The 22,199-nt window shown below is 63.4% G+C and carries 22 protein-coding genes; 6 read left to right on the top strand and 16 right to left on the bottom strand.

What is annotated here, in order from left to right; all coding sequences use genetic code 11:
* Together EN949_RS05355 and EN949_RS05350 are read left to right on the top strand one after the other, a co-directional pair.
* Window positions 1-752: UTP--glucose-1-phosphate uridylyltransferase (locus tag EN949_RS05355; RefSeq protein WP_164782476.1), on the top strand; the 752-nt coding region annotated here is incomplete at its 5' end.
* 235 nt (window positions 753-987) lie between these two features.
* Window positions 988-3,375, top strand: coding sequence for a polysaccharide biosynthesis tyrosine autokinase (locus EN949_RS05350; RefSeq protein WP_024501825.1), 2,388 nt, complete (start codon window positions 988-990; stop codon window positions 3,373-3,375).
* Between the two features lie 65 nt (window positions 3,376-3,440).
* Here the strand turns inward: EN949_RS05350 and EN949_RS05345 are convergent, their stop codons facing one another.
* The 3 genes from EN949_RS05345 to EN949_RS05335 form a co-directional block, all read right to left on the bottom strand.
* Entirely contained in the window at window positions 3,441-4,199 is a 759-nt protein-coding gene (locus EN949_RS05345; RefSeq protein ID WP_013528097.1) for a metallophosphoesterase family protein, read from the bottom strand.
* A gap of 246 nt (window positions 4,200-4,445) precedes the next feature.
* On the bottom strand, window positions 4,446-5,528 hold the full coding sequence (locus EN949_RS05340; protein WP_024501824.1) for an acyltransferase: 1,083 nt from the start codon (window positions 5,526-5,528) through the stop codon (window positions 4,446-4,448).
* Window positions 5,529-5,641: 113 nt separating this feature from the next.
* Window positions 5,642-7,549 carry a propionyl-CoA synthetase gene (locus EN949_RS05335; protein ID WP_127370852.1) on the bottom strand — a complete coding sequence of 636 codons (1,908 nt, stop codon included), beginning with the start codon at window positions 7,547-7,549 and terminating at the stop codon, window positions 5,642-5,644.
* 209 nt (window positions 7,550-7,758) lie between these two features.
* On the opposite strand from EN949_RS05335, the gene EN949_RS05330 reads away from it, so the two are divergent.
* The 4 genes from EN949_RS05330 (at window position 7,759) to EN949_RS05315 (ending at window position 10,643) form a co-directional block, all read left to right on the top strand.
* On the top strand, window positions 7,759-8,505 hold the full coding sequence (locus tag EN949_RS05330; protein ID WP_245459047.1) for a DUF2259 domain-containing protein: 747 nt from the start codon (window positions 7,759-7,761) through the stop codon (window positions 8,503-8,505).
* A gap of 442 nt (window positions 8,506-8,947) precedes the next feature.
* Entirely contained in the window at window positions 8,948-9,235 is a 288-nt protein-coding gene (locus tag EN949_RS05325; protein ID WP_032898709.1) for a PqqD family protein, read from the top strand.
* Complete coding sequence (locus EN949_RS05320; protein WP_064992960.1) at window positions 9,235-9,669, top strand: lasso peptide biosynthesis B2 protein; 435 nt, start codon at window positions 9,235-9,237, stop codon at window positions 9,667-9,669. Before EN949_RS05325 ends, EN949_RS05320 begins: the two co-directional genes overlap by 1 nt.
* Window positions 9,666-10,643 (top strand): hypothetical protein, encoded by a 978-nt coding sequence (locus EN949_RS05315; protein WP_013528091.1) that lies wholly within the window; start codon window positions 9,666-9,668, stop codon window positions 10,641-10,643. The genes EN949_RS05320 and EN949_RS05315 overlap by 4 nt, the downstream gene beginning before the upstream one ends.
* Before the next feature lie 7 nt (window positions 10,644-10,650).
* Here EN949_RS05315 and EN949_RS05310 read toward each other — a convergent pair whose 3' ends face one another.
* The 13 genes from EN949_RS05310 to EN949_RS05250 all read right to left on the bottom strand — a co-directional run bounded on the left by EN949_RS05310 (window position 10,651) and on the right by EN949_RS05250 (window position 22,117).
* Window positions 10,651-11,631 (bottom strand): nucleotidyltransferase family protein, encoded by a 981-nt coding sequence (locus EN949_RS05310; RefSeq protein WP_224618437.1) that lies wholly within the window; start codon window positions 11,629-11,631, stop codon window positions 10,651-10,653.
* 100 nt (window positions 11,632-11,731) lie between these two features.
* The gene (dhaK, locus tag EN949_RS05305) at window positions 11,732-12,718 is read right to left on the bottom strand and encodes a dihydroxyacetone kinase subunit DhaK (protein WP_063173532.1); all 987 of its coding nucleotides are present in this window, start codon (window positions 12,716-12,718) and stop codon (window positions 11,732-11,734) included.
* 92 nt (window positions 12,719-12,810) lie between these two features.
* Window positions 12,811-13,233 (bottom strand): hypothetical protein, encoded by a 423-nt coding sequence (locus EN949_RS05300; protein WP_013528088.1) that lies wholly within the window; start codon window positions 13,231-13,233, stop codon window positions 12,811-12,813.
* Window positions 13,234-13,244: 11 nt separating this feature from the next.
* On the bottom strand, window positions 13,245-14,831 hold the full coding sequence (ptsP, locus tag EN949_RS05295; protein WP_127371028.1) for a phosphoenolpyruvate--protein phosphotransferase: 1,587 nt from the start codon (window positions 14,829-14,831) through the stop codon (window positions 13,245-13,247).
* Window positions 14,815-15,117, bottom strand: a complete 303-nt coding sequence (locus tag EN949_RS05290; RefSeq protein ID WP_013528086.1) for an HPr family phosphocarrier protein — start codon at window positions 15,115-15,117, stop codon at window positions 14,815-14,817. Before EN949_RS05290 ends, ptsP begins: the two co-directional genes overlap by 17 nt.
* 22 nt (window positions 15,118-15,139) lie before the next feature.
* Window positions 15,140-15,529, bottom strand: coding sequence for a dihydroxyacetone kinase phosphoryl donor subunit DhaM (gene dhaM, locus EN949_RS05285; protein WP_013528085.1), 390 nt, complete (start codon window positions 15,527-15,529; stop codon window positions 15,140-15,142).
* Entirely contained in the window at window positions 15,526-16,128 is a 603-nt protein-coding gene (gene dhaL / locus EN949_RS05280) for a dihydroxyacetone kinase subunit DhaL (protein WP_063170451.1), read from the bottom strand. The genes dhaM and dhaL overlap by 4 nt, the downstream gene beginning before the upstream one ends.
* Before the next feature lie 72 nt (window positions 16,129-16,200).
* Window positions 16,201-17,844 (bottom strand): dihydroxyacetone kinase subunit DhaK, encoded by a 1,644-nt coding sequence (locus tag EN949_RS05275; RefSeq protein ID WP_063169895.1) that lies wholly within the window; start codon window positions 17,842-17,844, stop codon window positions 16,201-16,203.
* A 54-nt stretch (window positions 17,845-17,898) separates the two neighbouring features.
* Window positions 17,899-18,912: an ABC transporter ATP-binding protein gene (locus EN949_RS05270; protein ID WP_063169896.1), complete on the bottom strand. Its 1,014-nt coding sequence runs from the start codon at window positions 18,910-18,912 to the stop codon at window positions 17,899-17,901.
* A complete protein-coding gene (locus tag EN949_RS05265) occupies window positions 18,905-20,017 on the bottom strand; it encodes an ABC transporter ATP-binding protein (RefSeq protein WP_013528081.1) in 1,113 nt (370 codons plus the stop codon). Before EN949_RS05265 ends, EN949_RS05270 begins: the two co-directional genes overlap by 8 nt.
* A gap of 2 nt (window positions 20,018-20,019) precedes the next feature.
* Complete coding sequence (locus EN949_RS05260; protein WP_013528080.1) at window positions 20,020-20,226, bottom strand: hypothetical protein; 207 nt, start codon at window positions 20,224-20,226, stop codon at window positions 20,020-20,022.
* Entirely contained in the window at window positions 20,223-21,173 is a 951-nt protein-coding gene (locus EN949_RS05255) for a carbohydrate ABC transporter permease (RefSeq protein ID WP_013528079.1), read from the bottom strand. Before EN949_RS05255 ends, EN949_RS05260 begins: the two co-directional genes overlap by 4 nt.
* Window positions 21,170-22,117, bottom strand: coding sequence for a sugar ABC transporter permease (locus tag EN949_RS05250; RefSeq protein WP_063169897.1), 948 nt, complete (start codon window positions 22,115-22,117; stop codon window positions 21,170-21,172). The genes EN949_RS05255 and EN949_RS05250 overlap by 4 nt, the downstream gene beginning before the upstream one ends.
* Window positions 22,118-22,199 lie beyond the last annotated feature (82 nt).

The following is a 22,199-nucleotide window of genomic DNA, read 5'->3' as shown; positions in this document are numbered from 1 at the left end:
GCATCGAACACATCGTCTTCGTGACCGGTCGCAACAAGGCGGTGATCGAGGACTATTTCGACCTGCATCCGGAATTGATCGGCACCCTGGAGCAGACCGGCAAGAAGACCCAGCTGGAGGCGCTCGAAAGCATGCTGCCTGTGGCCGGCGCCACCAGCTTCATCCGCCAGCAATCCCCGCAAGGCCTCGGCCATGCCGTCTGGTGCGCGCGCGAGGTTATCGGCAACGAGCCCTTCGCCTTGCTGCTGCCGGACATGGTGTCCTTCGGCGGTCGCGGATGCCTCGCCGAAACCGTCGAGCTTTATGAGCGCACGGGCGGCAACGTGATCGCCGTCGAGCGTTGCGAACCCAGCGAGACCAACAAATACGGCATCGTCGGCCGTGGCGCCGAGATCGGCGGCGGTTTCGAGGTGACGGCCATGGTCGAGAAGCCGGCGCCGGCCAATGCGCCTTCGAACTTCTACATCAACGGCCGCTACATCCTGCAGCCCGAGATTTTCGCGCTCCTGGGCAATCAGCAGCGCGGCGCCGGCAACGAGATTCAACTGACGGATGCCATGGTTCGTCTGTCGAAGGATCAGCCGTTCTTCGCCCAGCCTTTTCTCGGCCGCATGTTCGACTGTGGTTCCAAGGAAGGGTTCATCCAGGCCAACATCGCCTTCGCGCTGGCGCGCGACGACATGAAGGGTCCGGTTTTCGAGATGCTTCAGGAGTTCGTCCGGTCGCATGAACGCCAGGAAGAAGCCGCATAATGCCCATCTTTCGGGAGTATCGTCAGATGGCCGGCGAAGAGGGGCCGGCAGGTTCTCTCCGTCTGGCACGACGCTTGCATTGCTCTGGCGATGCTCCCGATCTTCGAGGCGCCTGCAAGCCAAGGCATGATCCCTGAAAGTGGGTCCCGGTTTCCGGAAAAGATCATGTTGAAACAGTAAGATAGAGCCAATTGCGATCAATCGGAATAGGACCGGCTCTAGAATTGGACCGAAGATGAATTATGCCAACTTTCCTCTCGACAAGAGGATGCCATTGCCGAATTCGGACGCAGGAGACGGCGAAGACTTCATCGATATCGAGCGGCTGCTTGGCATGGCCGCACGGCAGGCCAAGGTGGTTGCCGTGTGTGCCGTCATCGGTCTCTTCCTGGGCCTGCTCTATTTGCAGACAACGCCGCCCAAATATCAGTCGATCGCCAGCGTGCTGATCGACGAGGGCTTGAACAAGATCGTCGACGACATTTCGGCGACGTCGACAACCATGCAGACCGATTCCGCCATCCTGAGCCAGATCGAGATCCTGACCTCGACGCGGCTTGCCGCCGTGGTCGTCGACAAGCTGAAGCTCGACCAGAACGACACGTTCATGAATCCGCCCCAGTCGGCGCTTGCCCAAGGCATAGGCCTCATCCGCGGCCTGATCCAGTATGTCCGCCCCAGCTCTTCCATGCCGGGTGGCGCTGACTTCAGCAAGCTCGACCCGGCCGCCCGCGATGCGCTGATCGCCACGTCGCGCCGCGACTACGCGATCCTTAAGCTGCAGAACGAGATCCGGGCGGAACGCGTCGGCCGAAGCTACGTCATCGCGCTCGGCTATCAGGCGACGGATCCGGCCTTGGCAAACGCCATCACCAAGGCCTATGCCGATGCCTATCTCGCCGATCAGCTCGATGCCAGCTTCGATGCCACCGAGCGGGCTGCGGTCTGGCTGCAGGGCCGGTTGACGGAGCTGCGCCAGAGCTCGCAGGCAGCTTCGCTCGCGGTTGAGAAATTCAGGGCCGAACATGGGCTGGCCGCCAACAGCGATGGCCAGCTGATGAGCGACAAGCAGCTTTCCGACCTCAACGCCCAGCTTATCGTGGCGCAGGCCGACACCGCACGCGCCAGCGCCCGCTACCAGCAGTACAAGGCCATCGTCGACAGCGGCTCCGAAAACGCTTTCAAGGATGCCGCCATATCGAGCGACCAGCCAAGCAGCTCGGTCATATCGGCGCTCAAGACCCGCTACCTCACAGTGGCCAAGCGGCTGCAGGACGTCGAGGCGAATTTCGGCCCCGAGCACCCGCAGGCGGTGGCTCTCTCCAAGGAGAAGGCCGACATATCGACGCAGATTTTCGGCGAGCTGAAGCAGCTGACCGAAAGCTATCGCAACGAATATGAGGTGGCGCAGGCACGCGAGACCGCGCTCAGGGCCAACGTCGCGGCCGCGCAAGGCAAGAGTTCCGTCGACAACCAGACGCAAGTCAAGCTGCGTGAACTCGATCAGCAGGCGACGGCGCTCACCACGCTCTATCAGACATTCCTGGGTCGTTACGAGGAAGCCGCGCAGCAGCAGTCCTTCCCGGTCGGCAAGATCCGCATCATCTCGGACGCGTCGATGCCGATGACGGCCTCAAGCCCGCGCACCATCGTCGTGCTCGGACTTTCGCTGGTGCTTGGCCTGCTGATGGGCGCCGGCTTTGGTGGCCTGAACGAGTTCAACGAACGCTTCTTCAGGACCGGCGAGGACGTGCGCGACCGCGTCAACCTCAAATTCCTCGGCTACCTGCCGACGATCGGCGGCAAGCTCGGCAAGGAAGAAAAGCCGGGCGAGACCCAGGTGGACGCCAAGACCACCCAATCGCTGTCTTCAGCCGAAAAGCGGGCGCGCATGCGGGTCAGCATCGATTCTCCAGCCTCGATGTTCTCCGAAACGCTGCGCAGCGCCAAGATCGCCTTCGACGTCGTGATGGAAGGGCAAGGCAGCCGCGTCATCGGCATCATCTCGGTGCTTCCCGGCGAGGGCAAGTCGACGGTCGCGGCAAATCTCGCCGGCTTGCTTGCCGCCAATGGCTCCAAGACGCTGCTGATCGACGGCGACTTGCGCAATCCCGGCCTCAGCCGAGGCCTTGGCATGGAAACCGAGCAGGGCTTGATGGAAGCGGTGGTCGGCGGCCAGACCTGGCAGTCCGTCGGCAAGATCGACAGGCAGACGAAGCTGGCGATCATCCCGGCGGTGCTGCGCGGTCACTTCTCGCATACCAGCGAACTTCTCTCCTCGGCCGGCATGCGGCGCTTCATCGAGAACGCCAAGGAGACGTTCGAATACATCGTCGTCGATCTGCCGCCGCTCGGACCGGTGGTCGACGCCAAGGCCTTCGCGCCATTGGTCGACGGTTTTGTACTGGTCACCGAGTGGGGGCGCACCCCGCGCGCGATGGTCAGGTCGATGCTGGAATCCGAACCCTATGTCGCCAACAAGATCGTCGGCGCGGTGCTGAACAAGGTCGATTTGAAGAAACTGGCCAAATACGGATCGTTCGGCGGCTCGGAAAAATTCTTCGATAAATATTCGAGCTACTATCTGGAAAAGTCGGAAGTGCGCGGCAAGGCGCCGGTCTGACGTCGAGTGGGTCCACTCTGAAGTGTATCGATCTTCAGGCCAGCACACCTGAATATCGTTGCGCGTCAGGAGAAGATCAGCCTGCCTTGCTTGTCGGCGATCCTGACGGCGGTCAGGCGTCCGCTCTGGAAGGCGGCCGTGTCGATGCCGAGCCGGCGCCCTTCGAGCTTCGGGACATCCACCGGCGTATGCCCGTGCACCACCCAGCGGTCGAGCAGGTGCGTTGCCTCGAAGAAGTCCGAACGGATGTTGATCAGGTCATGGTCGGTTTGCGCCGCAAGGTCGACGCCGGGCCTGATGCCGGCGTGGACAAACACGAACTTCCGCGAACGGACCATGATCGGCAGCCCGCGCAGGAAGCTGACGTGATCGTCCGGAATGATCTCCCTTATGCGCCGGTCGATCTGCGCGCTGCTCCCGTAGAGGCTGGTGAGGCGCGCCGGATCGATGCCATAGGAAAACAGGGTTTGCAGGCCGCCCGTCGCCAGCCAGGGTTCGCGGGACAGATTTCCGTCGAGATAGTTCAGCATTGCCACTTCGTGGTTGCCCGCAAGACAAATGCGCTGAAATCCTTTCGGCGGCGGCGCCAGGAGGTGATCGAGCACCCGCGCCGACTGAAACCCCCGGTCGATGTAGTCGCCAAGCATGACGATGATCTTGCGGCTCTGGAAGCGCAGCGAATCGAGCAGGATCTTCTGCTCTAGCGCGCGGAGTTCCTTGTAGCAGCCATGCACGTCGCCGATCGCATAGACGACAGCGTCCTGCATATCGATATCGAGGCGCGGACGCGCCGCGATGCGGGGTTTTCGCTGGAACAGGGTCACGTGCCGGGCGTCTCGAGGCAAGCTCTCATGCCGAACGCATAAGTGCCTGTTATCATGCCCGAAACGAAGAATTCCGCAATCGTGGAAAATGTAGCTGCGCCGGGTCGGCACCGCCAATGCATGTCGCTCGGAAGTGAGCTCCGTTTTGGGAGAGCGATCCGTGGAACAAAGGCCTGGAGTGGGCCTGAATCCGCTCAGGCGCGACATGCTTTAGGTCGGCGGCCGGGCCGGTCTGCCGGACCGTCGTCAGGCTGCCTTGAGCCGATAACGGAAAACGGTATGGTCGAGCAGCAGCCGGATGCGTGGTTCGGCCTCGGTCGCCACTAGCCAGCTTGCCGCGATCATCGTCGCGCCGACGACCGCCATCGAGAACAGATGCGGCAGACCGGCGCGGACCAGGATGCCGAGCAGGGCCGCGCCGACGACATCGTGCAGCAGGTAGAGCGGATAGGTCATCAGCCCGATCCGACGCCAGCCGCTCCAGGAGAGGTCGAGCCGCAGCGACCACGCCATCAGCGCGATGCCTATGAGGAAGATGAGGATCGGCGGGGCGAAGGGCATATCACGCCCGACCTTCAGGATATGAACGTCGACCGAACTGGCGATCTGCAGCACGCCACCGGCCAGGAACAGGGCGCAGAAGGCTAGGCGGGCGGCTGTCACCGCCTTGAAGCGCATCAGCCACAGCATGACGCCGGTGGCGAAGAACACGCCGTGATGCACCAGAAGCAGGTCGAGCGTGCGTGTTTCGGCAAGGTCGGCCCAGTCGAGCGGGTAGTAGAGGCACCAGAACAGCGCGCTGACCAGGCCGATGGCGAGCGCCACAATTTCCATTAGATGGAAGCGGCCGAGCCGCAGCAAGGTCCAGACGACGGCATAGAAGGCGATCTCGATGCCGAGCGTCCAGTAGACGCTGTCCACCCATGGCGCGTAAGGGGCGAACAGGCCGGTGCGGACGAGCCTGACGACGGCATCGGTCGGCCAGCTGAGGCCGACGATCAAAAGCACCGCCGCAGTGACCGGCGCACAGATCCACACGGCCGGCGCCAGCCGTTTCACCCTGGCTTCGAAAAACCGCAGGGGTGTCGACCTTTCGGCGCTGAAGGCGATGACGAAGCCGCTGATGACGAAGAAGATCTGGACGCCGACCCAGCCGGATTCGACCCAGGCGCCTATTGCCGGCTGCGGGGGAACGCCGCCCGTGGCGCGCGCCGAAACACCGTCAGGATACGCCCACACCCAGAAGCCATAGTGGTAGACCATGACCATGACGGCGGCGAGAAAGCGCAGGATGTCGACGCCGCCAAATGTAATCTTCTGCTGAGCCATGCGACCTTTGTCGATGGCCCCCCGCGAACGACTTTAGGGTGCATTGCTGCGTCGCACAATAAAAGTATTGCTTGCCGATCGAAAAGGTCGTCCGCGGCCCACCCTTCAGTGGCTCAAAGTCCGATTCCGCGCTCCTTCAGCGCCGCAGTGATCTCGTCGAGGATGACCGGATCGTCGATGGTTGCCGGCATGGCCCATTCCTCCTTGTCGGCGATCTTCTGCATGGTGCCGCGCAGGATCTTGCCCGATCGCGTCTTGGGCAAGCGCTTGATCGTCACCACCGTCTTGAAGGCGGCGACCGGGCCGATGCGTTCGCGCACCAGGCCGACCACCTCGTTCTCGATGGAGCCGATATCGCGGGTCACACCCGCATTCAGCACCACGAAGCCCAGCGGAACCTGGCCCTTCATGGCGTCGGCAATGCCGATGACCGCGCATTCGGCGACATCGGGATGGGCCGAAAGCACCTCTTCCATGGCGCCGGTCGACAGCCGGTGGCCGGCGACGTTGATGATGTCATCGGTGCGGGCCATGACGTAGAGATAGCCGTCCTCGTCGACCATGCCGGCATCCGCCGTCTTGTAGAAGCCGGGGAACTCGTCGAGATAGGCCTGGCGGAACCGTTGATCGGCATTCCACAGCGTTGGCAGGCAGCCGGCCGGCAGCGGCAGTTTGATCACCACATTGCCCAGCGTGCCGCGCTTCACCTCATGGCCAGCATCGTCGAGCACGCGGATGTCGTAGCCGGGCATCGGCACGCCGGGCGAGCCGTATTTCACCGGCAGCAGGCCAAGCCCGGCGGGATTGATCGTCATCGGCGAGCCGGTCTCTGTCTGCCACCAATGGTCGACCACAGGCACATTCAGCTTCTGCTCCGCCCATTTGATGGTTTCCGGGTCGGCGCGCTCGCCGGCAAGAAACAGCGTGCGGAACTTCGAGAGGTCGTGTTTGGCAATGAACTCGCCCTTCGGGTCCTGCCCCTTGATGGCGCGGAATGCGGTCGGCGCGGTGAACAGCGCGACCACGCCATGCTCCGCTATCACCCGCCAGTAGGTGCCGGCATCGGGCGTGCCGACAGGCTTGCCCTCGAACAGGATGCTGGTGCAGCCATGCAGCAGCGGTCCGTAGACGATGTAGGAATGGCCGACCACCCAGCCGACATCGGATGCCGCCCAGAACACCTCGCCCGGCTTGACGCCGAACTCGTTTTCCATCGTCCATTTCAGCGCGACCATATGGCCGCCATTGTCGCGCACGATGCCCTTGGGCTGACCGGTCGTGCCCGATGTGTAGATGATGTAGAGCGGATCGGTGGCAAGCACCGGCACGCAGTCGACATTGGCGCCTGCTGCCCGTTCGCGGGCGACGGCATCGGCGTAGTCGATGTCGAAATGCTCCTTCAACTCGCATCGCAACTGGTCGCGCTGCAGGATCAGGCAGGCGTCCGGCTTGTGGCGGGAGATCTCGATCGCCTTGTCGAGCAACGGCTTGTAGGCAACGACGCGGCCTGGCTCCAGGCCACAGGATGCCGAAATGATCAGCTTCGGCCTGGCATCGTCGATGCGGGTGGCAAGCTCATGCGAGGCGAAGCCGCCGAAGACCACCGAATGCACCGCGCCGATGCGGGCGCAGGCGAGCATGGCGATGGCCGCCTCGGCCACCATCGGCATGTAGATGATGACGCGGTCACCCTTGCGAATGCCGCGGTTCTTCAGCACCGAGGTCAGCGCGATGACCTCGCGCTTCAGCTCGGCATAAGTGAACTTTTTCACGGTTCCGGCAATCGCACTGTCATGGATCAGCGCGATCTGGTCGGCGCGCCCGCCGGCGACGTGGCGGTCGATGGCATTGTAGCAGGTGTTGCAGGTGGCGCCGGTGAACCAGCGGCCATAGACACCGGCATTGGCGTCGAACACCTTGTCCCAGGGCGAATACCAGTCGATGGCGCCGGCCGCATCCGCCCAGAATTGTTCCGGATCGCGTTTCCAGCCTTCATAGACCTCGTGATAGCGTGAAGCCATCCATACCTCCCCGGGAAATGTTTTTCTTCCTTCCAGATAGCGCGCTCTACCCTTGGCCGCAAATCCACGCCATTGTGACGACGGCATCGACCTGGCGCTTGGGGGCAAGCAGCTATGAACTGCGAGACGGGACTGGGGTGGTGATGTCTGCTGCTGTGCGGATCATCGGGCGCTTTTCGCTATCATCGGTCATGGGCGCCGTACTTGCTATGTCCACCGGAACCGCTGAAGCCGGCGATGCCGCGGCACGGCACATCATCGGCTTTTCGCCGGATGGCGCTTATTTCGCCTTCGAGCAATATGGAACGCTCGACGCCGGCGCCTCGGACTCCGGCTGGTCTGAGATCGACATCATCGATACCCGTACGGATCGGTTCGTTGGCGGTAAGCCGATCCTCGTCGTCGATGAGACGGAGGAGGCGACACTGACGCTGGAGCAGGCGAGGGCGCAGGCCGCCGCTCAGGCGGCGCCCATTCTCGCCCATTATGCAATCACATCCCCAGCCGAGCAGACAGCGTCCGACAAATTCACCTTTCCGGGTGAAATGGTTGCCTACAACGACATCTCCCGCCTCGAACAGGTGTCGCAGAAATGGCTGTCGCCGCTCCATGGCGAAACGGGCGTTTCGACCATCCAGCTCGACGAGATCCTGGCAGCCAGCACGGGCGATTGTTCGGCGAGTTTCGCAACGACGGAGCGGCGCGACACATCTGGCAAGGCACTCGGCTTCCGGCTGACGCTGCAAGGCCAGGACGGCAAGCCGGTCAAGATCCTGCACGAGGACAAGACCGTGCCGGGCTCAAGAAACTGCCCGACCTCCTACAGCCTGTCGGAATCCTACGAACTTACCCCGGCCGGCAAGCCGGCGGTGATCGTTGTGCTGGTGCAGCGTTTCAGCCAGGGTTTCGAGGGGCGCGATCGCCGCTTCCTCGCAGTGACCGGGCAGCCACGCTGAGAGGTCACGCCCAAGCGCCGGCAGCCGCTCTGTCTCAAGGTTGTTTCTAGATCGGCAGGGCCATAAGCATGAGGCCAATGCCGCCAGCGATCAAAATGGCTGTCGCCAGCGCTTTTCTATGACGTTCGAAGCTCGTCGGAGCTCGCTCCCAATTGTAACGCATACGCTATCTCCCCAATACCCAGGCAGGTTTTACCTTACTTAGGGGAAGAAATGCAACGTCCGCTGCCGGCAGCCCGCTGTTTGTCACGTTTCATCGATGACTATTTCTGGGCCGAATGCGGCCGGGAAGACGCAACCGAGCAGGTTCTAACGCGACTGGCGCGGAGAATCTGTCAGCAAGGCCGTTGGTCCCCTGAACTGGGCTCCCGTGATCGGCCGATAGACAGCGCTCCACCTCCGCGCTATCTGATTTCCGGGATGAGCATGGCTTGGAGGGGGCGTGGTGGAAATAGTCTCTGGAACCGTTCTGCGGCTGGCCGAGGATGCCTCGGTGCAGCATGTGGGCGATGGCGCAGTCGTGCTTTTGGCGCGCAGCGGCCAGCTCTATACATGCAACGGCACGACCGAAGCCTTTCTCGACAAGGTGGACGGCGCGCGCAACCTCGACCAGATCGTCGACCTGCTTTGCGAGGAGTTCGAGGTCGACAAGGGGACGCTCGATCAGGACATGGCGGCACTGGCCACGGATCTGATCTCGGAAGGTATCCTCGCCGCGCCAGGTGCTTGATGGCTGACGGCCCGCTCCTGCGCGCTCTTTTTCGCTGCCATCTCTGGGCGAGCGCGCGGCTGATGCCGGTCCTTGTCACCAACCGGAGCTTCGAGGAGGTGCTCAAATGGGCGCCGCTCGCCTCGTCGACGCCCTATCGCGGTCTGGCGTCCGCCTACATCGTCGCGAGCGTCAACCGCACAGTCCGCCATCCCTGGCTGATGCGTGACCGCAGGTGCTTGAGGGAAGGTCTGCTCGGTCATCGTTTCCTGCGACTAGCCGGCTTCGATCCGGACCTGCGCTTCGGCGTCGATCCGCAGTCGATGCAAGCGCAGCGTCTATCGGCGCATTGCTGGGTCTGCCTCGACGGCAAGCCGGTGGTCAGCGACAAGCTTCCCGGCATGGTCGAGATCTATCGTCATCATGCCGATGCCGTAAAGGCGCGTCCCGCTTGACCAGACCTTCAGCCTGCTATGGCCTCAACGGCCTGATCCTTGGCATATCGGCCGAGCGCTCCGAGCTGTGGCAGGATTTCGACCGGATGCTGGGCAGCCTGCGCATAGAGGAACCCGTCGCGCCGGACTTTCGTCTTGAGATCACCGAAACAGACACGCTGGACGAGACACCCAATGGATCCCTGGTCTTCGATGGCGAGGTGCCGGAGGATGGTCCCTGCCGGATGATCGAGGATGGCGGCATTGTCCATCTGGTCTTTCCCGGGCGCCAAACCGTTGCGATCAATGGTGGGGAAGGTTGGGCCGAACTCCGGATTAGCACCGGTACGAAAGCCGCCTGGACGCCGTCGATGTTGGTCCTGGATGCCGCGCTCGACGCCGGTGGCCAGCATATGCTGCATACGGCCGGGCTGACCTTGCCTGACCGCGATGCGGTGGTGCTGATCCACGCCCCGAGCGGCACCGGCAAGACCACGACGTCGCTGGCGCTGGCAACACAGGGCTTTGGCCTCTGCTCCGACGACGCCATGATCCTGAATGTCGCTTCGGGCAAGGTTGTAGCCTGGGGCTTGCCGCGCGCCGTCAAAATCCACCGGAAGACTGCCGAAATGATCCCGCAGGTGGCGCCATGCCTTGGCCAGACGTGGGATCGCAACGGCGAACAGCCGGTCTCGTTAGAACGGTTGGGCGGTATCATCCGGGTGGAAAACGCATCCGCCCGGCCGGTGGCGGCGCTTCTGCACCTGGCGCGTTCCGCCGACGGGCAGACCCGGCTCGTCGCCATGGCCAGGACCGACGCGATGGTGGCGCTGGCAGTCGACAATGTCCGCACCGGCATGACCGGGCTGCTGCCGATGCAGAAGCGCAGGCTGGCGACCATCGCCGGGCTGGTCAATGCGGTGCCGACCTTCCAGCTCGAAGTAGGCGCGCGCCCGGCTGACGCTGCGGCGCTGATCCGCGGCACCCTGGATTGACGTCAAGTCAGGCTACTTGCGGCCTGGCCTTGGCCAATCTCTGAATCCACCGGAAGGCGTCGCGGCGCAGGCGCGAGCCCAGTCTGTCCCTGGAATTGACGCCAAGCAGCGTATTCGTTGTGATCAGCCGCCTGGCCAGCCGTATGGAGAGGTCGGGCTTGATGCGGCCGGCGAGTTCGAGCGCGCGGCTCTCGTCGAACAGCTGGCCGGTCACATTGAGCACGATTGCCAACTCCAGTTCGATGCCGGTCATACGGGCAGCGTCGAACAGGCGTGCTTCCGCTTCGGGTGATTGCAGCGCCCGCACGCCTTGCAGCACGTCGACGCAAAGCTGCAGGCGGTGGAATTTGTGGCCGCCGGCGGCGTGCACGATGGCGATCGTTAGAAGAGCCGCCGGCGTGTCCGTGGCTTCGCCGTCGATGGCGCGCAATTCAGGGAAACCCAGCGACAGGCGCCGCCGCATGCCGGTGTCATGCACGAGGTCGCCATGCAGTTCGACCAGCAGGCTGGAATTCTCTTTTTCCAGCCATTTGAATTCCTGCAATTCGTAGGATTCGGCCTCGTTGCTGCCAAGCTCGAAGCCGCATGCCGCGATCACCTGGTTTGCCCTGGCCAGATTGGCGGGTTCGACCAGGATGTCGATGTCGGTGAAGGGCCTGTCGGCGACGTTGCGGTAGAGCTTTCGCGCGAAGACGGGTCCCTTGACGATCCGCGCCGGAATATTGTCCGCCGCCAGTCCCTTCATGATGCGGTCGCCATGATACTTCAACAGCATCGACTGGCCGGTGGCGATCGTTGCCTTCTGGCGCAGATCCTCCAGCTTGCCGTGCAGGTCGGCATCCGCTGGCAGCCGCGCGTCCCCGCTGAGCTTGCGCAACATGATCGGCAGCACGCCGTGAAACTCGGCATTGTCGAGCAGCGCCGTCAGCGTCTTTGCCGACAAATCTTCGCCGCCTGCCGCCGCCTCGGGGTCAGCGAAGCGCAGCAAGAGTCTTTCTTCGGCGGAAGTAAGCGGTGGCAGCATCAACCCAGCTAGCATTGCGAGCAAGTCAGGAATGGTTGCAGAAAAGCCTAATGTAAGCCAGCTTTTACATGCCCCAGCGCAGCGCCGCAGTGTGTACCGGCGCGTCCCAGAATGCGGTCGTCTCGTCGTCGAGCATGGTCAGCGTGATCGAGCAGCCGGCCATATCGAGCGAGGTGACGTAGGAGCCGACCAGCGAACGGGTCACCGTCACGCCATGCTTCTCGAAGATTAGCCGTGCGCTGTTGTACATCAGATAGAGTTCCATCAGCGGCGTGCCGCCGAAGCCGTTGACGAACAGCAGCGCCGGGCCTTTCGCTTTGTCGCCGAGATCGCCGAGGATCGCGGCGCAAATCTCCTGCGCGATCGCATCGGCGCTTTTCAGCGCATCGCGCCGGCGGCCGGGCTCGCCATGGATGCCGACGCCGAACTCCATCTCGCCGTCGCCGATATCGAAAGTCGGCTTGCCCGCCGCCGGCACGGTGCAACTGGTCAGCGCCACGCCCATCGAGCGGGTAGCAGCGTTGACGCGGTCGCCAAGCGCCTTCAGCGACGCCAGAGCCAGGCCATGTTCGGCCGCCGCGCCGACGATCTTTTCCACCACCAGCGTGCCGGCGACGCCACGCCGGCCCGTCGTATAGGAAGAATTCTCGACCGCGACATCGTCATTGGTCACGATCTGCTGGACGCCTTCCGACATTTCGGCCGCCATCTCGAAATTCATGACGTCGCCCTCATAGTTCTTGACGATGAACAGGCAGCCGGCGCCGGTGTCGACGGCCTCTGCCGCCGCCAGCATCTGGTCCGGTGTCGGCGAGGTGAACACCTGGCCGGGGCAGGCGGCGTCCAGCATGCCGTGACCGACAAAGCCGCCATGCAGCGGCTCGTGACCGGAACCGCCGCCGGAGATCAGCGCCACCTTGCCCGGCCGCAAGGTCTTTCGGCGGATGAATTTGTGCGCGTCGCCGAGCACGAGGATGTCGGCATGGGCGGCGACGAAGCCGTCGAGGCTTTCGGTCAGCACCGTGTCCACCGAATTGATAAACTTCTTCACGGCCGTCTCCTCCCGAAATAGGCCTTCCAAAGCAATTCCAGGAAAAGTGTATCGCGGTTTTCCGTCCGGAATTGCGTAAAACAAGAGTTCGATCAGCCACTCTTGCCGGTGATGCTGGTGATCTTTTGGATAAAATCGTTCACCGCCTTATCGAGCGCGGCGTTCTGCTTGTCGTCGCCGAAATCCGGCACGATCAGCGAGACATGCCGCGTCTTGCGCATGCCTGATGCGATCGACATCTTGCCTGGATGCGCCTGGTGATAGGCGGCGAGAAACTGGTCGCGCTCGGCCGGGCTGAAATGGCAGACGGAAAATATAGCCGGCAAATGTTTTGACGGAATCGGGATCGAATAGGCAGGACTGGAAATCTGCGTGACGAAGCTGCGGTGCTTGCCGAGCGCATCGGCCAGGCGCTGGCGCATACCGGACGGGCGCTGGTCGATAACCTGCGACAGGATCGTCTTGTAGGCGCGGATCGCCTCTTCGGAACCGGGTTCGGGTGTCCTGTCGACCATGCCGGCCGCGCCTAGACAGAAACGTCCGCGATGGCCGCCTTGGCCATGGCGAGTTGCGCCGGCGCGACGGAAAGATCGCGCAGGCCGGCCTCGATCAGTGACGGGATCGAGGCTGGATCGCCGGCTGCATCGCCGCACAGGCTGACCGGGATCTCTTCCCGCTGGCCAAACGCCGTCACGGCAGCGATCAGCCGCAGCACGGCCGGATGACGGACCGAATTGAGATGCGCCACGGCAGCGTTGTCGCGGGCGGCCGCCATGACATACTGGGTGAGATCATTGGAGCCGATCGAGAAGAAGGCGGCACCGGTAAAGGCTTCCGGTACGATCGCCACCGAAGGCACTTCGACCATGATGCCGAGCGGCGGCATGTTGTGTGCGACGCCGCGTGCGGCAAGTGCAGTCTGCTCTTCGGCGAACATCGCCGCTGCCTGTCGGTATTCCTCCACAATGGCGATCATAGGGAACATCACTTTCAGGCTGCCATGGACAGCGGCGCGCAGCAGCGCCCGGATCTGTACACGAAACACCTCGGGTCTTGCCAGCGACAGCCTGATCCCGCGCAGGCCGAGAAACGGATTGCTCTCCTCGATCGTAAAGCCGGGCACCGGCTTGTCGCCGCCGGCGTCAACGGTGCGGATCGTCACCGGTTTTTCACCGGCCCACTCCAGCACCTTGCGATAGGCGCGATACTGCGTCTCCTCATCCGGCAGCGTCTTGCCGAACAGGAATTCGGTGCGCATCAACCCGACTCCGTCGCAGGTCGTAATGTCGATGAGGTCGACATCGGACGGGTCGGCGATGTTGACCTGCACGCGCACCGCCGTGCCGGCCTTGGTCACCGCCGGTCGCGCCAGGAACGTCCCGGCCCGGTCGCTGCGCGCCCGGAATGATGAGGACGATTGGCGAAAAGCAGCGATTTCAGTCTTGGAGGGTGACAGCACAATGCCGCCATGTTCGGCGTCGAGCAGCGCTGTGCCGGTTAGACGAGCCAGCGAAGTGCCCAACCCGACAACCATCGGCACGCCGCGCGAACGCGCCAGCATGGCGACGTGGCTGGCGGTGCTGCCCGCCTTCAGTGCGATGCCGCCGCCGCGGCTCCAGTCGGTTTCGAGAAAACGCGTCGGCGCGATATCCCAGCCGTAGAGGATGGCGCCGGTTGGCGCCTGGACGTCGCCATCCTCGGACAGCGCCCGCAGCACCTGGTCCCTGATATCGCGTATGTCGGCGGCCCGTGCGCGGAAATAATCCTGGTCTGACGCGTCGTAGCCGGCAATCTCGGTATCAAGCGCTTGCCGCCAGGCTTTGTCGGCTGGCAGGCCGGTGCGGATCGCGGCAAAGGCCGGGCTGCTCAGCGCATCGTCTTGCAGCATGGCGATCTGAAACTCGAGAATGTCGGCGGCATCGCCCTCGGCCATCTCGCTCAATGCGGTGAGACGGCTTGTCGCGACGGCGATTGCGGCTTCGAGCGCGGCCTTCTCGTCGTCGGCTGTTTCTTTGCCGACATAGGATACGACAGTCTGGTCGAGGTCGAACAGTGGCCCCTCGGCATAGCCGGCCGAGGCCGAAATGCCTTGCAGTCTAAGCGGTTCGGACATGGTCCGCGCCTTCGTCGAAATCGCGCCGCACCAGTTCGACCAACGCGTCGACGGCATCATTGGCGCCGTCACCGCTGGCCCTGATGTGCAGCACGGTGCCCTTCGGCGCCTTGGCCGCCATCACCTTGACGATGCTCTTGGCGTCGAACCATGGCCCGTTGGCGGCGAGCGCGATCTCCACCTCGGCGGCAAAACTCTTGGCCAACTTGGTGAACTTCACCGAAGGACGCGCGTGCAGACCCACCTCGTGGGTGATCACAACGGTCGCTTCGGCGGATGCGGACATGTCTTTCAAAATTCCCGTTCGTTCACGACGGCGACAATTCATGTGCCGTCGCCACCACTTCCCGCAGCGAGGCGCCGCCGGAGGCCTCGGTCGCTGCCATCACCGCGCCTTCGACGATCGGCGCGTTGCAGACTATGATCTTGTGCGAGCGTGGCTCGCCGATCATCTCCACCGCCATTTCCGAGTTGGTCTCGGCGCCGCCGAGATCGACCAGAATGGCGACACCGGCTTCCGACCAGGCCTTGTCGATGGCGCCCATGATCGCCTCGACATTGGTGCCGAGCCCGCCATGGCCGTTTCCGCCGCACCATGCAAGCGGCACTTCGTCGCCCACCATCTGCCGCACCATGTCGGCCGTGCCCTCGGCAACCAGCGGCGAATGCGAGACGATGACGATGCCGACATTGCTCATGCGCTTTCCCCGAGGCTGTGCGCCACTGTGCGCACCAGCAGCGCGGTTGAGCGCGCGCCGGCGTCCATATGACCGATCGATCGGTCGCCCAGGAACGAGGCGCGGCCACGCAAGGCTTTCATAGGCACGGTCGCGTCGGCCGCGGCGTCGGCGATATCGGCGATTTCAAGAGCTGTCTTTCCCTGCAGCAGCGCGTCATGCACCGGCTGCAGCACGTCGAGCATGGTTTTTTGTCCGATCTGCGATTTGCCGCGTGCTGCCACAGCTTCGATCGCCTTGCCGAACGCCGCCGTCAGATTGGCGCGATCGGGTTTCGCCGAAATCTCCTTGCCGAGTGCCAGGAACAGGGTGCCGAACAGCGGGCCGGAGGCGCCGCCGACCGTCATCACCAGCTTGGTGCCGATCGCCTTCAGGGCATCGGGCAGCGGTTTGGCCGAAAATGCTTCGGCTTCGGCGCGCACGGCCTCGAAGCCGCGCTTCATGTTCAGCCCGTGGTCGCCGTCGCCGATCGCCTGGTCGAGCGCCGTCAATTCCTCGGCGTTCGCGGCGATCGTATCCGCGGCGGCCGCGATCAGCCGGGCAAGGTTCAACGCCGCCATGTCACCCGCATTCCCGGTTTCCATCTTGCCGGCAGTATCGAAAGAACGGTCATTCGACAACTGGAGCATACGTCAGGCCGCTTCATGCAATGCCGCGGCCGCCGCGAAGACTTCGGCCACCGCGTGAGCGCCGGGGTCGACCACACCTTGCAGCTTGCTGCCGACATAGGCCGACCGCCCGGCTTTTGCCTTGTCCATGGCGGCCGTGGCCTCGGCACCATGGCGGGCTGCTGTTGCCGCCTCCTCCAGGCCGTTCGCGTCGAGTGCTTTGAGCGCCGGCTCCAGCGCATCGACCATGGTTCTATCGCCAATTCTGGCGCCGCCATAAAAGGTCATCCGTTCAAGGCCGGCAAGCAACGCTCTGGGCAGGCTCGCGCCGCCGCCCAGAGCCTGCGCCGCCGCCGTGAAGAAGATCGACAGCAGCACGCCGCTGGAGCCGCCCATCGACGCGCTCAGAATGTCGCCTATCGCGCCAAGGGTGGCTGCAGGCTCGGCAAGCGGCAGCGTGTCGAGCCGCTCGAGAACACTGCGCGCGCCGGTCGCCACCGTCGAACCGGTGTCGCCGTCGCCTGTTTTGGCGTCCAGTCCGTTCAAAGTCGCTTCGAGCGCGATCAGCCTTTCGCAGATGGTAACGAGAAGAGACCGGGTCCGCGCATCCTGGCTGGGCTTGCGTGCCACGCTTTGTCCGGCCGCTTTCGCCATCGGCACGACGGCAGGTGAAACAACCGGCTTTGCCGGTATCCAGGCATGCGGGCCGACCGGCGCCTGCAAGGCGGTTTCGCGCGCCGCATCCAGCCGGATCAGCGACAGCGAGAAGCCGTTCATGTTGAGCGCCGTCATCAGCGGGCCCGGCCCGATCGTCAGTTTGATGGTTTTGGCCAACGGCGAGGCAAGCACCGCATTGGCGATAACGGACATTTCCAGCGGCGGCACGGAGCCGAGATTGTTGATCAGCAAGGCGTAGGTGGCCTTGGGATCAAGCCGTGCCGCGAGGCGCTCCGCCATGATCGCCACCAGCCTGTCGGCGCTCTGCACCGCAATCCGCTCGACGCCCGGCTCGCCGTGAATGCCAAGGCCGAGTTCGCCATCGTTCTCGCCAAATCTGTCTTCGTGCGGCTGGCCCGGGATCGAGCAGGACGACAGCGACATGCCGAGCGAAACTATGTCCTTAGCCGCCGCCCGCGCCGCTGCCGCGATTTCAGCCAGATCGTGGCCGGCTTCCGACAGGTGGCCTGATATCTTGTGCACGAACAAGGTGCCGGCAACGCCGCGCGGCTGGGTGATGTCGGGCAAAGCGATATCGTCGGCGACAATGACCATCTCGACACGAAACCCTTCGGCGCGCGCCTTCTCTGCCGCCAGGCCGAAATTGAGACGGTCGCCGGTGTAGTTCTTGACGATCAGCAGGCAGCCGGCCGGGCCGGTGACCGCGCGAATGGCGGCCAGCACCGCTTCGACGCTTGGCGAGGCAAAGATCTCGCCCGAAACCGCCGCCGTCAGCATGCCCCTGCCGACGAAACCGGCATGTGAAGGCTCGTGCCCGGCCCCGCCGCCGGAGACGACACTGACTTTCGTCTTGTCCCAGTCGGCGCGCAGGACGACCTTGATCTCGGGATAGCCGTCGAGGCGCGCGAGATCGCCGGAGCCAATGGTTCGTAGCAGGCCGTCCAGCGCCTCGGTGACGATCGTTTCCCTGCGATTGAAAAAGTGCTTCATCGATTCGTCCCGTACTGGCAAAGTCAAAACCGGTGCTGAATCACCGAAAACCGCTCACATCAATCGCTGTCCATCGGCGCCGAAATACAGCGGCGCCCGGTAGCGGATCACCACTTTGTCGCCCTGCGCCAGATCCGTGTCGGGATCGGTCAGCGTCACCAGTTTCTTGGTGCCTACCGTCACATGCAAATGGTTCTGGTCACCGAGATGCTCGACCCAGTCGACAACGCCGTCAGCATGGCCATTCGCGGCCTTCGCGATCGTCAGATGCTCGGTGCGCGCGCCGATCGTCTTGGTGCCGGCCGGTGCGCCGCCGTCAGGCAGCAGCCCGGTCGGCAGAAGATTGATCGCCGGCTGGCCGAGCCTCGCCGCGACATGCAGGTTTGCCGGCTCTGAATAGATGGTGCGCGGCGAGCCGATCTGCACCAGCACGCCCTCGGTGAGGATGCCGATGCGGTCTGCCATCGTCATCGCCTCGATCTGGTCGTGGGTGACGTAAAGCATGGTGGCGCCGAGCTCGGTCTGGATGCGCTTCAGCTCGAGCCGCAGATCCGCCCGCAGCTTGGCGTCGAGCGATGACAGCGGCTCGTCCATCAGATAGATGGACGGTTTGTGCACCAGCGCGCGGCCGATGGCGACGCGCTGCATTTCGCCGCCCGAAAGCTTGGTCGAGCGGTTGGCGAGCTTGTGATGGATGCGCACCATCTTCGCCACCTCCTCGACCCGGCGGCGGATCTGGTCTTCCGGCATTTTCCGCGCCGGCGAGCGCAGCGGAAAGGCGAGATTGTCGAACACCGACAGATGCGGATAGAGCGAATATTGCTGGAAGACGAAGGCGGTGTCGCGCTCGGCCGGCGACAGCGTCGTGGCATTGTGTCCGCCGATCTCGATCGTGCCGCTGTCTGGCCGTTCCAACCCGGCGATGAGCCGCAGCGTCGTCGTCTTGCCGGCCCCGGTTGGCCCGAGCAGCACGACGAATTCACCATCTGCTATGTGCAGGTCGAGGCCGTCGACGGCGACATGGTCGCCGAAACTCTTGGTCACGTTCTTGATGTGCACCTCAGCCATGCTGGGCCCTCCGTTCCGAGGCGACATCGTGGATCGCGGTTCTCACCGCGCGGCCCGATCCCTTCTCGAACAGCGACAGCCGCGCGCTGCTCAGCGTCAGGCCGACATGGTCGCCGGTGGCGAGCCTGATTTCGGCCGGTACGCGTGCCTTGATGATGCCATCCGCCGTCTCCACCGCGACGATCTGCGTGGTGCCGAGATATTCGGTGCCGTAGATGGCGCCGCGCAATTTTGAGGCGTCGTCGAAGCGGATGTGTTCAGGGCGGATGCCGAGCGCCATGTCGCCAGGTGCGATGTCCTCGCGCACCTCCGGCACCGCGACCTTCGCGCCTTGCACGATGATCTCCCTGGCGCCCTTGGCGAGCCCGCCGCCAAATCCCAAAAAGTTCATCGGTGGCGAGCCGATGAAGTCGGCGACGAACATGGTCGCCGGGCGGTCATAGATTTCGCGCGGGCTTCCGAACTGCTCGATGACGCCATGGTTCATCACCGCGATCTTGTCGGCCATCGACATCGCTTCCATCTGGTCGTGCGTGACATAGACCGTCGTGGCATGGATGCGGTTGTGCAGTTCGCGCAGCTCGTGGACCATCAAATCGCGGAATTCGGTGTCAAGGGTTCCCAGCGGCTCATCCATCAGGAAGCATTTTGGCCGCCGCACGATGGCGCGGCCGAGCGCGACGCGCTGGCGGTCGCCGCCGGCAAGTCCGGAGACGGATTTGTTGAGCAGATGGTCGATGCGCAGCAGCTTCGCCGTTTCCTCGACCCGCGTGCGGATTTCGGCCGAAGGCATGCCTTGCGCCAGCAGCGGGAAGCCGATGTTCTTGCGCACATTCATGTGCGGATAGAGCGCGAACAGCTGGAAGACGAAGGCGATGTCGCGCTCGCGGGCCCGCAGCATGGTGACGTCGTCGCCGCCGAGCAGGATCTGGCCGCCGGTCGGCAGCTCAAGCCCCGCGATCATGCGCAAGGTCGTCGTCTTGCCGCAGCCGGACGGGCCGAGCATGACGAAGAACTCGCCATCCTCGACGACGAAGTTGGAATCCTGCACGGCGACGAAATCGCCGAAGGCCTTTCTCAGGTGCTGGACACGGATTTCGGCCATGATTATTCCGGGAATTTGGAGACGATGATGAACATCACGGTGCCGGCGAGCATGGTGATGAAGGAGTAGGTGTAGAGCGACAGCGCGAAGGGCTGGAACAGCATCAGGAAGCCGATGGCGATCAGCGCTGTCGCGATGTTTTCCATCAGCCCGCGCCGTGCCCAGGCCGGCCAGCGCGATTTGCGGTTCCCAGGCTTGGTCAAGCTCATTTGCGCACCGCGCCGAAGGTGATGCCGCGCAGCAATTGCTTGCGAAGCAGGATGGTGAAAACCAGGATCGGCACCAGGAAGATCGTCGTGCCGGCCGCGACCGCCGGCCAGTCCTGGCCGCCTTCGCCGATGATGGTCGGGATGAAGGGCGGCGCGGTCTGCGCCGTGCCGGAGGTCAGGAGAGCTGCGAACGCATACTCGTTCCAGGCGAAGATCAGGCAGAAGATGGCGGTCGCGGCTATGCCGGTCGTCGCCTGCGGCAGCACGGTGCGCCAGAAGGCCTGCAGCCGCGTGTAGCCGTCGATCATTGCCGCTTCTTCATATTCGCGCGGGATCTCGTCGATGAAGCCCTTCAGCAGCCAGACAGCCAGCGACACGTTGACCGCCGTATAGAGCAGGATCATGCCGAGCGCGGTGTCCGACAGGCCAAGCTCGCGGTACATCAGATAGATCGGAATGGCGACGGCGATCGGCGGCATGAAGCGCGTCGACAGGATGAAGAACAGGAGGTCGTCGGCGAGCGGCACCTTGAAGCGTGAGAAGCCGTAGGCCGACAGCGTGCCTAAGAACACGGCGCAGAAGGTCGAACCGAAGGCGATGATCAGCGAATTGACGAAGCGCGGCAGGAAGTTGGACGGACCGGCGATCACCATGTTGCGCTTGCGCGTGGTCTCGTCGCAGAAGCCCGTCGCCGGACCCAGCGAGTTGATGTATTCCGGCGTCTGCCGGGTCCGCGTCGTGAACAAATTGCAGTAGCCCTCAAGACTGGGCTGGAACAGGATCTTGGGCGGATAGGCAATCGAATCCGGCGGCGTCTTGAAGCTGGTGGCGAAGATCCACAGCAGCGGCACGATCGAGATCAGTGCGTAAAGCACGATGATCGTGCCGGCGATCCGTTTCGAGTTGCTGCTCGGTGCGACGACCGAATGGGCTGTGGTCAGGCTCATCTCTGCTTCACCTTGTTGAGCGCCTTGACGTAGATGTTGGCCAGGCCGAACACCGCCACGAAAAGGATGATGGCGAAGGCCGAGGAATAACCGGTGCGCCAGCTTTCGAAAGCCTGCCGCTTCAGCGTTATCGAGGCGACCTCGGTCGTCGAGCCCGGCCCGCCGCCGGTCAACAGATTGACCATGTCGAACATCTTGAAGTTCTCGATGCCGCGAAACAGCACCGCCAGCATGATGAAGGGCAGCGCCATCGGCAGCGTGATCGACCAGAACTGCCGCCAGTTCGAGGCGCGGTCGACCTCGGCCGCCTCGTAGATGTATTCGGGGATGGAGCGTAGGCCCGCGAGGCAGATCAGCATCACGTAGGGCGTCCACATCCAGGTATCGACGATGATGATCGACCAGGGCGCCAGCGACACGTTGGAGAGCATCTGAATATTGGTCGGCGGGATCCTCGTGACGAAGGAGATCGCATAGGCGAACAGGCCGATCTGCGGCTCATAGAGGAAGCGCCAGAAATTGCCGACTACCGCCGGCGACAGCATCATCGGCACCAGGATCAGCGTCGTCCAGAAGGCGTGGCCTCGGAACTTCCTGTCGATCAGCCAGGCCAGCGTGAAGCCGATCAGCGTCTGCAAAAGGATCGTCCAGAACACGAAATGCGCGGTCGTCTGCATGGCGATCCAGATGTCCTTGTCGCCGAGGATGCGCTGGTAGTTGGCAAGGCCGAGATTTTTCACCACCTCGTTCGGGCGGTTGGCCCGGTAGTTGGTGAACGACAGATAGATCGCCCAGAACAGCGGGAAGATGTTGATGGCCAGCAGCAACAGGATCGTCGGCGAGATGAACAGCCAGGCGAGGCCCTTGTCGCTGATGCCCCGGACCTTGCGGGCCAACGGTTCCGGGGTCGCCCGGGCAACGTTCTCCGCGGTCCGATTGAGCATGGTGAGTCCTGCTTCGGTCACTTGGTCGTCTCTGTCATGGAATTTATCTGAACTGCATCCCGTGCCAAGGGGCGGCACGGGA

Source organism: Mesorhizobium sp. M7A.F.Ca.US.007.01.2.1 (assembly GCF_003998165.1).
In the GTDB taxonomy this organism is placed as follows: Bacteria; Pseudomonadota; Alphaproteobacteria; order Rhizobiales; family Rhizobiaceae; genus Mesorhizobium; species Mesorhizobium ciceri.
Note: the sequence above shows the minus strand (reverse complement) of the source record. Positions and strands in the feature narration are given on the sequence as shown.

What these genes read in the sequence shown, in the direction of transcription:
- ptsP (WP_127371028.1), bottom strand. Translation starts at nt 14,831, where the DNA reads ATGTCCGAACCGCTTAGACTGCAAGGCATTTCGGCCTCGGCCGGCTAT.
- EN949_RS05260 (WP_013528080.1), bottom strand. Translation starts at nt 20,226, where the DNA reads ATGAGCTTGACCAAGCCTGGGAACCGCAAATCGCGCTGGCCGGCCTGG.
- EN949_RS05300 (WP_013528088.1), bottom strand. Translation starts at nt 13,233, where the DNA reads ATGGTCGACAGGACACCCGAACCCGGTTCCGAAGAGGCGATCCGCGCC.
- EN949_RS05335 (WP_127370852.1), bottom strand. Translation starts at nt 7,549, where the DNA reads ATGGCTTCACGCTATCACGAGGTCTATGAAGGCTGGAAACGCGATCCG.
- EN949_RS05270 (WP_063169896.1), bottom strand. Translation starts at nt 18,912, where the DNA reads ATGGCTGAGGTGCACATCAAGAACGTGACCAAGAGTTTCGGCGACCAT.
- dhaL (WP_063170451.1), bottom strand. Translation starts at nt 16,128, where the DNA reads ATGGCGGCGTTGAACCTTGCCCGGCTGATCGCGGCCGCCGCGGATACG.
- EN949_RS05290 (WP_013528086.1), bottom strand. Translation starts at nt 15,117, where the DNA reads ATGTCCGCATCCGCCGAAGCGACCGTTGTGATCACCCACGAGGTGGGT.
- EN949_RS05255 (WP_013528079.1), bottom strand. Translation starts at nt 21,173, where the DNA reads ATGAGCCTGACCACAGCCCATTCGGTCGTCGCACCGAGCAGCAACTCG.
- EN949_RS05320 (WP_064992960.1), top strand. Translation starts at nt 9,235, where the DNA reads ATGGCTGACGGCCCGCTCCTGCGCGCTCTTTTTCGCTGCCATCTCTGG.
- dhaM (WP_013528085.1), bottom strand. Translation starts at nt 15,529, where the DNA reads ATGAGCAATGTCGGCATCGTCATCGTCTCGCATTCGCCGCTGGTTGCC.
- EN949_RS05265 (WP_013528081.1), bottom strand. Translation starts at nt 20,017, where the DNA reads ATGGCCGAAATCCGTGTCCAGCACCTGAGAAAGGCCTTCGGCGATTTC.
- EN949_RS05250 (WP_063169897.1), bottom strand. Translation starts at nt 22,117, where the DNA reads ATGCTCAATCGGACCGCGGAGAACGTTGCCCGGGCGACCCCGGAACCG.
- EN949_RS05330 (WP_245459047.1), top strand. Translation starts at nt 7,759, where the DNA reads ATGTCCACCGGAACCGCTGAAGCCGGCGATGCCGCGGCACGGCACATC.
- EN949_RS05350 (WP_024501825.1), top strand. Translation starts at nt 988, where the DNA reads ATGAATTATGCCAACTTTCCTCTCGACAAGAGGATGCCATTGCCGAAT.
- EN949_RS05340 (WP_024501824.1), bottom strand. Translation starts at nt 5,528, where the DNA reads ATGGCTCAGCAGAAGATTACATTTGGCGGCGTCGACATCCTGCGCTTT.
- EN949_RS05275 (WP_063169895.1), bottom strand. Translation starts at nt 17,844, where the DNA reads ATGAAGCACTTTTTCAATCGCAGGGAAACGATCGTCACCGAGGCGCTG.